The 10,208-nt window shown below is 61.7% G+C and carries 9 protein-coding genes and 1 CRISPR repeat array; of the genes, 8 read left to right on the forward strand and 1 reads right to left on the reverse strand.

Annotated elements, in window-relative coordinates; genetic code table 11:
- Positions 1-2 precede the first annotated feature (2 nt).
- The 8 genes from cas5e (at position 3) to CSQ85_RS12115 (ending at position 9,498) form a co-directional block, all read left to right on the forward strand.
- A complete protein-coding gene (cas5e, locus tag CSQ85_RS12080) occupies positions 3-695 on the forward strand; it encodes a type I-E CRISPR-associated protein Cas5/CasD (protein ID WP_190973035.1) in 693 nt (230 codons plus the stop codon).
- Between the two features lie 4 nt (positions 696-699).
- The gene (gene cas6e, locus CSQ85_RS12085) at positions 700-1,344 is read left to right on the forward strand and encodes a type I-E CRISPR-associated protein Cas6/Cse3/CasE (protein ID WP_150384216.1); all 645 of its coding nucleotides are present in this window, start codon (positions 700-702) and stop codon (positions 1,342-1,344) included.
- A complete protein-coding gene (cas1e, locus tag CSQ85_RS12090) occupies positions 1,344-2,273 on the forward strand; it encodes a type I-E CRISPR-associated endonuclease Cas1e (protein ID WP_150384217.1) in 930 nt (309 codons plus the stop codon). The genes cas6e and cas1e overlap by 1 nt, the downstream gene beginning before the upstream one ends.
- A complete protein-coding gene (cas2e, locus tag CSQ85_RS12095) occupies positions 2,270-2,614 on the forward strand; it encodes a type I-E CRISPR-associated endoribonuclease Cas2e (protein WP_150384218.1) in 345 nt (114 codons plus the stop codon). Before cas1e ends, cas2e begins: the two co-directional genes overlap by 4 nt.
- Before the next feature lie 65 nt (positions 2,615-2,679).
- Positions 2,680-6,857: a CRISPR direct-repeat array (repeat unit 29 nt; unit sequence GAACGCCCCGCAGGTGCGGGGATGAAGCC).
- Between the two features lie 400 nt (positions 6,858-7,257).
- Entirely contained in the window at positions 7,258-7,713 is a 456-nt protein-coding gene (locus tag CSQ85_RS12100; protein WP_449495018.1) for a helix-turn-helix domain-containing protein, read from the forward strand.
- Positions 7,714-8,173: 460 nt separating this feature from the next.
- On the forward strand, positions 8,174-8,524 hold the full coding sequence (locus CSQ85_RS12105; RefSeq protein ID WP_150384220.1) for a hypothetical protein: 351 nt from the start codon (positions 8,174-8,176) through the stop codon (positions 8,522-8,524).
- Between the two features lie 9 nt (positions 8,525-8,533).
- Positions 8,534-9,052, forward strand: coding sequence for a hypothetical protein (locus CSQ85_RS12110; RefSeq protein ID WP_150384221.1), 519 nt, complete (start codon positions 8,534-8,536; stop codon positions 9,050-9,052).
- A gap of 17 nt (positions 9,053-9,069) precedes the next feature.
- Positions 9,070-9,498, forward strand: coding sequence for a hypothetical protein (locus CSQ85_RS12115; RefSeq protein WP_150384222.1), 429 nt, complete (start codon positions 9,070-9,072; stop codon positions 9,496-9,498).
- 242 nt (positions 9,499-9,740) lie between these two features.
- Here CSQ85_RS12115 and CSQ85_RS12120 read toward each other — a convergent pair.
- Positions 9,741-10,208: hypothetical protein (locus CSQ85_RS12120; protein WP_223846972.1), on the reverse strand; the 468-nt coding region annotated here is incomplete at its 5' end.

Here is a 10,208-nt window from a genome sequence, read left to right on the forward strand (position 1 = left end):
ACATGCCGACGCTGATCATCCACCTATCCGGCGCGCTGCAGTCCTGGAGCGTCGATGAGGGGCTGAAACACCGCACGACCGGAGCAGCTCCGTCGAAAAGCGGTGTCATAGGCCTCATCGCCGCAGCTTTGGGACTGAGCCGAGACGAAGCGCCCGGACCTCTCGCCGACATGAGGTTCGGCGTGCGTTCGGATCGCCCGGGAAAACCACTCACCGACTTCCATACCGCCGAAGACAAATCCGGGACTAAGAGCCTCTCATGGCGAGGCTATCTGATGGACGCCGCGTTCACCGTCGGTCTGGAATCAGACGACCGAGAGCTGCTTGACCGGTGTTCGAAGGCGTTGGCACACCCTTATTACATCCCGTTCCTAGGGCGTAAGTCGTGTCCTCCTGACGAACCGTTGCGAGGAGTTATCGTCGATACGACACTCGAGGAGGCGTTGCGTCTCGCGCCCTTCGACAGTAAAGGAACGCCGATGATCGAAATCGAACCTAAGCCAGAGGACCCGGCCGGCTACCCATTCGTCCAAACAGTACGAGACCAGCCTGTCTCATACGCGATGGATTCACGCGACTGGCGTACCCGTAGAGTGGTCACGATCCAGCCGGCCGACAATGCGGATGCCCGCAACAAATTCGAGGATGATCCGTTCGAAACGATCGCCTCGTCGAACAACAGCATGAAGGACTAGATCGATGACCAGTTTCACCAAGGTCGACATCGACATGCGGCGACGGCACACCCGTTGGGTGCTCTCCAATGAGGAGCGCGTTCACGCGGTTGTCATGGCCGCAGTCAATCCCAAGGAAGGGCACCGACCGTTGCACCGGATCGACATGACAGGCGACGGCCGGACAGTGCTCTACATCGTTTCCGACGATGAGCCGAACCCATACGTGCTCGCCCGAGAACTGGGCCCCAGCCGCACCACCGGATACGAAGCATTCTTGGCACGACTCGATAGGGGGCAGGAATGGCGGTTTCGTCTCAAGGCTAACCCCACCACATCACCCGACAGTCATGAGAAAGGCGTACGTGGAGCACACCTGCCGGTTCTTGACATGGACGGTCAACTTGAATGGCTGGAACGCCGCGCACGCATCAATGGATTCCACATTCCCACAGGAAGACTCGGCCAGCCGGAGACGGTCATCTTGGACTCATCGAAGACCACATTCCATCGCAAAGGTCATGCCGTGACTCTGGCGTCCATGACCGTTCGGGGAATCCTCGCCATCGACGACCCCGACAAGATGCGAAACGCCTTGACACACGGCATTGGACGAGGTAAGGCATACGGGTTCGGACTCATCACTCTTCTACCGGTTGGCGGCAACTGATGAAAGAGTCGAAACCACTCACGGACCTACCTCGTCTGGAGGACCGGTTCACATACCTGTACGTGGAACACGCAACAGTGGGACGCGATGACGGTGCGGTCACATTGACCGACGATTCCGGAATTGCATCAATGCCAGCAGCCATGCTTACTCTGCTTATGCTGGGGCCGGGAACACGAATCACGCATGCGGCCATGAGCCTGCTTGCCGAGACCGGTACGAGTGTCGTCTGGACAGGTGAAATGGGAGTCCGATGCTATGGGTCGGCAATGCCAACCAGCAGGTCCTCTCGTCTGCTGATCAAACAGGCCACACTCGCATCCAACGAGCGTGGGCGGCTTGCAGCGGCCCGACGCATGTATTCGAAACGGTTCCCGGGTGAGGATATATCCGGGCTGACCATGCGCGCGCTACTAGGTCGGGAGGGAACCCGTGTCAGACGGGCCTATGAACAGGAATCAGCCCGGACCGGTGTGCAATGGAATGGGCGTTCATACAAGGTCGATGATTGGGATGACGCCGACGACATCAACAAGGCGTTGACCGCCACCGTGCAATGCCTTTATGGTGTCGTCCACGCCGCCATCGTCGCGCTGGGACTCGCACCAGGTCTCGGGTTCGTGCACACGGGGGAAGCCCGGTCCTTCGTATACGACATAGCCGACCTGTACAGGACGGAAATCGCAGTGCCTCTTGCGTTCGATCTGGTCGCGACCGGTGTGGACGACATCGGTACAGCGGCACGACAAGCAATGCGTGACCGGTTCGCTGAAACACGGATCATGGGACGGATAGTCAACGACATCCGATCCATCCTAGAACCGGATGCACCCCCGCTTGATATCGACGACGAGACCATGCACATATGGGCGGGACGAGGCGTAATGCTCGAGCAAAGTGTGAACCGGTCACCGGAGTGGAAGCGATGATCATCATCGTGCTCACACTCGCGCCAGCCAGACTACGTGGAGACCTTACAAGATGGCTCATGGAAATAACACCATGCGTATACGTAGGCAAGGTATCAGCCCGTGTCAGAGACCGACTCTGGGAACGTATCACCGATGAAATTGGCGACGGAAAAGCTGTGATGATTCATCCAAGTAACAACGAACAAGGGTATAAAATCAAAACGTACAACAGCGAATGGAGTACACGAGACTACGACGGGTTGACACTCATGGTAAAACCCCGCAGAATAGAAAACAAGGAGGAGGGGAGGACAGGGTGGAGCGACGCAGCACGATGGAGACGATTCCTGAGTCGGTAAGAGACATTGTCAAAATCGGTTTTTCTCAGCTCGTTGAAAGCATCAAAACCCTTTGATTCCCGTCTGAACGCCCCGCAGGTGCGGGGATGAAGCCTGGCTGGTCAGGTCGTTCAGCAGGAACGCGAAGAACGCCCCGCAGGTGCGGGGATGAAGCCGCGCTTATTGAGGTTCGTGGTGCTGTCGGCGAGAACGCCCCGCAGGTGCGGGGATGAAGCCTGAGGATATCGCGGCACCATCAGGCCGATTACGAACGCCCCGCAGGTGCGGGGATGAAGCCGATGTTGCCGGAGTCGTGCAATGGCAGGTGCGGAACGCCCCGCAGGTGCGGGGATGAAGCCCGTGGTCCGATGAACGGCGGGTTGCCCATCACGAACGCCCCGCAGGTGCGGGGATGAAGCCGAAGTCGACCGTTCGGCAACCGCCGAGCGACGGAACGCCCCGCAGGTGCGGGGATGAAGCCTGGACCTTCGTATCGCCGATGACTCGGGGCCTGAACGCCCCGCAGGTGCGGGGATGAAGCCACCTATTTGCCACCCCGATTGCGGTGTTTACCGAACGCCCCGCAGGTGCGGGGATGAAGCCGGCGCGTGGATGGCGGTCGGTCTGGACGGACGGAACGCCCCGCAGGTGCGGGGATGAAGCCGCCTGAGAGCGCCTGAGAGCGCCTGAGAGCGCGAACGCCCCGCAGGTGCGGGGATGAAGCCGCCGAGCGCACGGACGGCGCGTGGATGGCGGTGAACGCCCCGCAGGTGCGGGGATGAAGCCAATCGCCATTCCCCAGTACTGACCCGGTTGGCGAACGCCCCGCAGGTGCGGGGATGAAGCCATTCGAACAGGCCGGCCCAGAGGAGGCTGTCGGAACGCCCCGCAGGTGCGGGGATGAAGCCCATGTCGCGTTCCCGCTCGGCCCGCTCGGCCGGAACGCCCCGCAGGTGCGGGGATGAAGCCACGCCACTCAGTGTCTCGCCGCGCTGGACGACGAACGCCCCGCAGGTGCGGGGATGAAGCCGGCGATCACACCCAGCAGGACCGAGACACCGAGAACGCCCCGCAGGTGCGGGGATGAAGCCGATATAGGAGAGTGCGTCGGTCGTCATGCGCCGAACGCCCCGCAGGTGCGGGGATGAAGCCAGCTTCTGCGAAGTAGCAGTAGATATGAAAACGAACGCCCCGCAGGTGCGGGGATGAAGCCGCACAGGCGGCGCTGGCCGTCCGGGCACGGCAGAACGCCCCGCAGGTGCGGGGATGAAGCCACCGGTGCGCGCATGCACGCGGTTCACGAACAGAACGCCCCGCAGGTGCGGGGATGAAGCCGGGCGCGTGGCGTCGGCTGGCTGTCGGGGTCGGAACGCCCCGCAGGTGCGGGGATGAAGCCTTCTGAGGGCCGATGTCGCCCGGATACCAGAGAACGCCCCGCAGGTGCGGGGATGAAGCTTTCCCATGAGAGGGGTAGGGGAGAGTTACTGGGAACGCCCCGCAGGTGCGGGGATGAAGCCGTACCCTGTCCGCCAAGTTCGGCATACAGCGCGAACGCCCCGCAGGTGCGGGGATGAAGCCGCGCGGGCGTCCCGTTCGTGCTTGCTGGTGGTGAACGCCCCGCAGGTGCGGGGATGAAGCCTGAGAACACCACCGGCGTATCGTCCTCTCGGAGAACGCCCCGCAGGTGCGGGGATGAAGCCCCACCGCATGATCCAGCCGAACAGCCCGAAAAGAACGCCCCGCGGGTGCGGGGATGAAGCCTGGTTCACATGGTTCACTGGTTCACATGGTTCGAACGCCCCGCAGGTGCGGGGATGAAGCCCCCGGTGGTGCCGGCTGGGCCGGCTCCGGGGGGAACGCCCCGCAGGTGCGGGGATGAAGCCGACGTGGTGACGGCGTTCCGCAGCGTCATGGTGAACGCCCCGCAGGTGCGGGGATGAAGCCGGCTAAGCAGCTCCGCCGGAAACGGAGCTGCGGAACGCCCCGCAGGTGCGGGGATGAAGCCCAGACAGAAACGCCAGAGGTGCCCAGTTCCAGGAACGCCCCGCAGGTGCGGGGATGAAGCCATCGGCCGGCGTATCTCGTGGCATGACGCGTGGAACGCCCCGCAGGTGCGGGGATGAAGCCGGCGGCTACCTCAACCAGGACGGCGTGACCAAGAACGCCCCGCAGGTGCGGGGATGAAGCCCCGTGTGTGAACCAGCTGTGTGGGGGTGTGTGGAACGCCCCGCAGGTGCGGGGATGAAGCCCGGCGACTCCGCGGCACCACGGCTGGCACCGCGAACGCCCCGCAGGTGCGGGGATGAAGCCGAAGCGCGCGAACGCGATACGGACGTGGAAATGAACGCCCCGCAGGTGCGGGGATGAAGCCTGGTGCGGGCCCAAAAGCGATCTTCGAGCGGCGAACGCCCCGCAGGTGCGGGGATGAAGCCTACTTTCGGTGATCGTTGGGTTGGGTAGGGAGGAACGCCCCGCAGGTGCGGGGATGAAGCCTGGCCAGCGGCCAGCGTGGTAGTGATCGTAGTGAACGCCCCGCAGGTGCGGGGATGAAGCGGGTACGCGCGGTGCGGCTGGTACGGCGACGCGGAACGCCCCGCAGGTGCGGGGATGAAGCCGGTGGTATCGCGCAGGTACGGGTATCGTACGAGAACGCCCCGCAGGTGCGGGGATGAAGCCTAGTTAATGATGCCTGTGGTCTAGGTTCTCTTGAACGCCCCGCAGGTGCGGGGATGAAGCCGGTTTGGTATTTGCCCCGGTGTGGGGTGTGTGGAACGCCCCGCAGGTGCGGGGATGAAGCCTGCGCTGGGTGGTATCACGCAAACCTGGTCTGGAACGCCCCGCAGGTGCGGGGATGAAGCCCCACTCCCTACGCGCGCGTAGGGAGTGGTAGAGAACGCCCCGCAGGTGCGGGGATGAAGCCGCCATGATAGCCGGCAATTGCGACGCTACCCAGAACGCCCCGCAGGTGCGGGGATGAAGCCCCCCTATAGGCTCGCACGCCAAACGCCTTATCGAACGCCCCGCAGGTGCGGGGATGAAGCCGCGGGTCAGGCCGGCGGGCGCTCCATATCCGAGAACGCCCCGCAGGTGCGGGGATGAAGCCGAGATCACGGAGACGCGCCTCGCCCTAGGCATGAACGCCCCGCAGGTGCGGGGATGAAGCCATGATCGACAAGCACCACATCAGCGAGTAACCGAACGCCCCGCAGGTGCGGGGATGAAGCCGCGCTCCCGATCGTCCAGCAACTCGCCGACGGGAACGCCCCGCAGGTGCGGGGATGAAGCCGGGTATCCAGATCATCGTCAAATTGGCGATGGGAACGCCCCGCAGGTGCGGGGATGAAGCTCGTTTCTGCAATCAAGTCGGGATGTGCTATAAGAACGCCCCGCAGGTGCGGGGATGAAGCCTACGATGCATGCGGCGATGTCGGCGGGGGTTGGAACGCCCCGCAGGTGCGGGGATGAAGCCCCGCCTTCACCAACGCCCCCTGCAACGCCATCGAACGCCCCGCAGGTGCGGGGATGAAGCCCAAACCCATCCGCGCCGACATCATGGTAGGGGGAACGCCCCGCAGGTGCGGGGATGAAGCCCGGGCGCGCACCGGGGTATCGCGTACGAGCGTGAACGCCCCGCAGGTGCGGGGATGAAGCCGGTCACCTCACCCGGCAGACCATAGTGCATAGGAACGCCCCGCAGGTGCGGGGATGAAGCCGGGCTGAGAAACCCGAACCGCATCTACCCCGGGAACGCCCCGCAGGTGCGGGGATGAAGCCGCCGTGTGCGGCGGCAGGCAGAGTCGCGTAAGGAACGCCCCGCAGGTGCGGGGATGAAGCTTCTGCGTACGTGGGGCTTGATCGCATCCGCGTGAACGCCCCGCAGGTGCGGGGATGAAGCCGTGCGGATCCAGTTGCTGTCGCCCCATGCGCGGAACGCCCCGCAGGTGCGGGGATGAAGCTCCCCATGGGCGTGCAGATGGTCACGACGCTCGGGAACGCCCCGCAGGTGCGGGGATGAAGCCATGCTCTGGAGCGTGGGGTCCGGCGTGTGTTGGAACGCCCCGCAGGTGCGGGGATGAAGCCGAGTTTGACTACAACGCGTGAGCTCAATCGTCGAACGCCCCGCAGGTGCGGGGATGAAGCCTTCTACCGGGTGGGCGTGGACTCCGCGTCGGCGAACGCCCCGCAGGTGCGGGGATGAAGCCTCCCGCGCCGAAACAGCCCTTAGCGTGAACACGAACGCCCCGCAGGTGCGGGGATGAAGCCGACTGGTTCATGCTATCGCATCGGCTATTATGGGAAGTGCGGAATGACGGCAGTATCACCCATCCGGTTCTAGGCGGGTGTACAACGACTTTTCGGATGGTGCCGATTCCGTGGGGTGCTTCCAGATGCATCCCCCGTAAACGTGGAGGCCCCGACGTGCTGAGCGTCGGGGCCTTTTCGCATTCCTGCTAGTGGAGGAACGCCCCGCAGGTGCGGGGATGAAGCCCCGCGACCCTCGTCCTTCCTCTCCGTTCAGCGGAACGCCCCGCAGGTGCGGGGATGAAGCCTGGACCAGGCCAGCCGGGAACGTGCGCTGAAAGAACGCCCCGCAGGTGCGGGGATGAAGCCCCTACAAAAACAACTCGGCCACACCACCGCCAGAACGCCCCGCAGGTGCGGGGATGAAGCCGATCACCACTCGAAAGGGAAAAGCTAACATCATGACCCCTGCAGAATTCAAATCGATCCGTGAGCATATGGGGCTTCCGCACCCGTGGCTGGCCGCCCTCTGGCAAGTCACCGAGCTCACCGTCAAAAGGTACGAAAGAAAGGGCGTGCATGTACCCCCCGAGTATGCGGAGAGACTGCTCAGTCTTCTGCGTGGATACCTGCATATGGTGGAGAAGATGCATGCAAAGGCGATCGCTGACGATGGGATCATTCGAGTGTCCTTCCGAGATCCGATCGGACACCCCGTTCGTCCCTCAATTGACACGGGTACCATCGACTACCCCGCATCATACTGGCGAGCCGTTGCATGCGACACCATGCTACTTGGCGGAAACATCCGCATCGTCTATGCCGGGGACGAGGATAGCGCGGCTGATAACAGAATGCCCCCGAAGATGTGGGAATGAAACAGAAAGGCCCCGACATGTCGGGGCCTCACGCTAACGAGGGGCGCTCTCAGAAGCACCCGCCGGTTTCGGCCAACCCCTAAAAGTCGTGTCGACCCGCCTTGAAGTTCGGGGAAGTTTGCGGTGCTTCAACCGGTACTATCCATCATAGTTTGTAGGATTAACGGCGTCGAGAAACCCCTTAGCACGGGCGAAGCGATTGTTTGGCAACCGTCAGGTGACGTTGCCGCGCGAACTCCCCATAGGTGCGGGGATGAAGCTGATACGTTTTTGGCGTGACTGAACCTCACAATGAACGTCTCCGCAGGTTGTGGGGTAAGGTTGAAAATTTAGCTATTTCCAATAGCACCATACACTAGTGTGCGACACTCCGTTTTACCCAAAACTTCACAGTGTCATACAATAGTGTGCGACACAGGGAAGGCATGAAGCCACGCCCTCATCCTGCAAGGAGAAAACAATGAACAATAACGCCATCATCACTCGCGACGACGTCCTCAGAACAATCCGTACCACGCCCATCGATATCCAGGACTTGCGAGATGACATCTTGGATTTTCTCCACGACGATGTGGACGATTACGATGTCTACGCCATCGCCGAGGAGGTCCGCGACCGTCTGTATGAGCTTGACCCGGAAGCAGTGCTCGACAGTAGACTGGTCCGCAGGAACGTAATCTCCGACGATGATGCAGACGACGATGACTACTTTGCGTGTGATCACGTGCTTGACCTCGATGATTTCCCCGACCCAGACGGCAACGTACTCGCAGAGATCGTCTACCGGCATCCTGATGCCGCTATCGACTGAGGTGTTACTATGTCCGTTGAGACCATCACCCTCAAAGAATTCGACGATTGCGTCAAAAAACTCGTGAAAAAAACATGTAGGGTCAATCCGGATCTGACCGTCTGGGATGACTGGAGCTGGTTCTATGACAACCCGGACAACGGATGGCCCATTGACCCGTTTTGGGCCGACGATGATTATGCCGAGCAGAACATCGTCGTTCACGACGACAGGACCGAAAACCTCGCCGTCATCGGGGTGAACTGGTATCCACACGACTGCGAGGGGGTCGAAGGCCCCTACGTGTACGCGCGCATCCTCAAACCGGACGACGACGATGTAAACGGCATGCATGTGACATGCGGAGACGACATCGTCCGAACCTTCCAAAACGAAGAGGAGGACGCGTACACGCTCTGCTTCCATGCGGCGGGACAGGCGGAATACGATGATCGTGACTACGCGCTGTACGTAGCCTCAGAAGACGGTCCAACACCCGAGGAATGGTTTGAAACCGTACTGGCTTTGCTTGTCCGGGACAGGGAATGACGACGAGGGGAGGAACTATGTCCATCAACAGGGAGGCGGCGGACGGTCTGGCGGAGGATCTCCAACAACGGTACGCGACGCTCGTCCTCGCCCTGCCCGATCTCACACAGGAACTCACGTCCCGGCTCGACCGGCTCGCGATGACGCTTGCCGTGCAATTGGGCTCGGCTGATGAGGAGGAACGGGCGGAAGCGGCGTTGGAAACGGTGACACTGCTTGACCCTCCGGTCGCATGGTGGGGGACGGTGCAAGGAAGACTTACCGCAGCGGCCTACGCGGACACCGCCGACGGGACGGTGTCATATGGCGAGGCCGCAACCATGCTTGGAGTGACACGGGGCACCGTGTCCAATCTGGTCACACGCGGGCGATTGGAACGGGCTGCTGATCATCAGGGGGTGGTGCTGTCGAGCGTATTGCACCGGCTGACCGAATGTACCGAATAGGTACTGGTGCGGGTGATTGGAGATGCCGGTCAAGGCATTGCCAATCACCCGCTGGCAGGTTAATATGCAATGGTCTGCAGTGGGAGTGATCGGAACCGGCGAATGACTCTGGGGTCGCCTCTTCGTTGGAACGGGGAATTCCGATGTGTTGAACCGTCGGTGTTTCCCTTCGTGTTGTGGGGGGAGAGGCGTGGAGCTTGTGGATTTATGGACTTATGCCCACTGCGTGGGCGGGCCGTGATTTACAGGGCAGAGACTCGTCCGGTTTCCCTGTCGTCGACGATGAAGGATCCGTCGTTGATGGCGCGTAGTCGTTCGTTCAGTTCATGCAGAAGCCGGAGCATGAGACTTCGGTCGCGCCGTTCCCTGAATTCGTCGAACCCGCATGGCCGGCCGGACGCGGTCGTATAGTACGAGCTGTACAGGTCTCCGATCCGCTTATTGAGTGCTCTCACCTGTTCGTCAGAGTCGACGACGGGATTGCCGGTCAATGGTTCACCGGTCTCGAAATCGGATGGCCAGACCGGTCCTTGAAGGAAATCAAGCTGAAGCCGGATCGTGTCTGCTCTGCCGTCTGTTGTGGTTTGCCGCATGGCTTCCATTGCAAGGTATGCCGCGGACACGGTGCTGGTTGATAAGGCCCGAAATTTTGCGCACTTTGGTTCGGGCTTGAGATAAGAGGGCATGGCCCGTGTCCTGTGTACGATTTT

Origin of the sequence: Bifidobacterium rousetti, assembly GCF_008698235.1 — a bacterium.
Classification (GTDB): Bacteria; Actinomycetota; Actinomycetes; order Actinomycetales; family Bifidobacteriaceae; genus Bifidobacterium; species Bifidobacterium rousetti.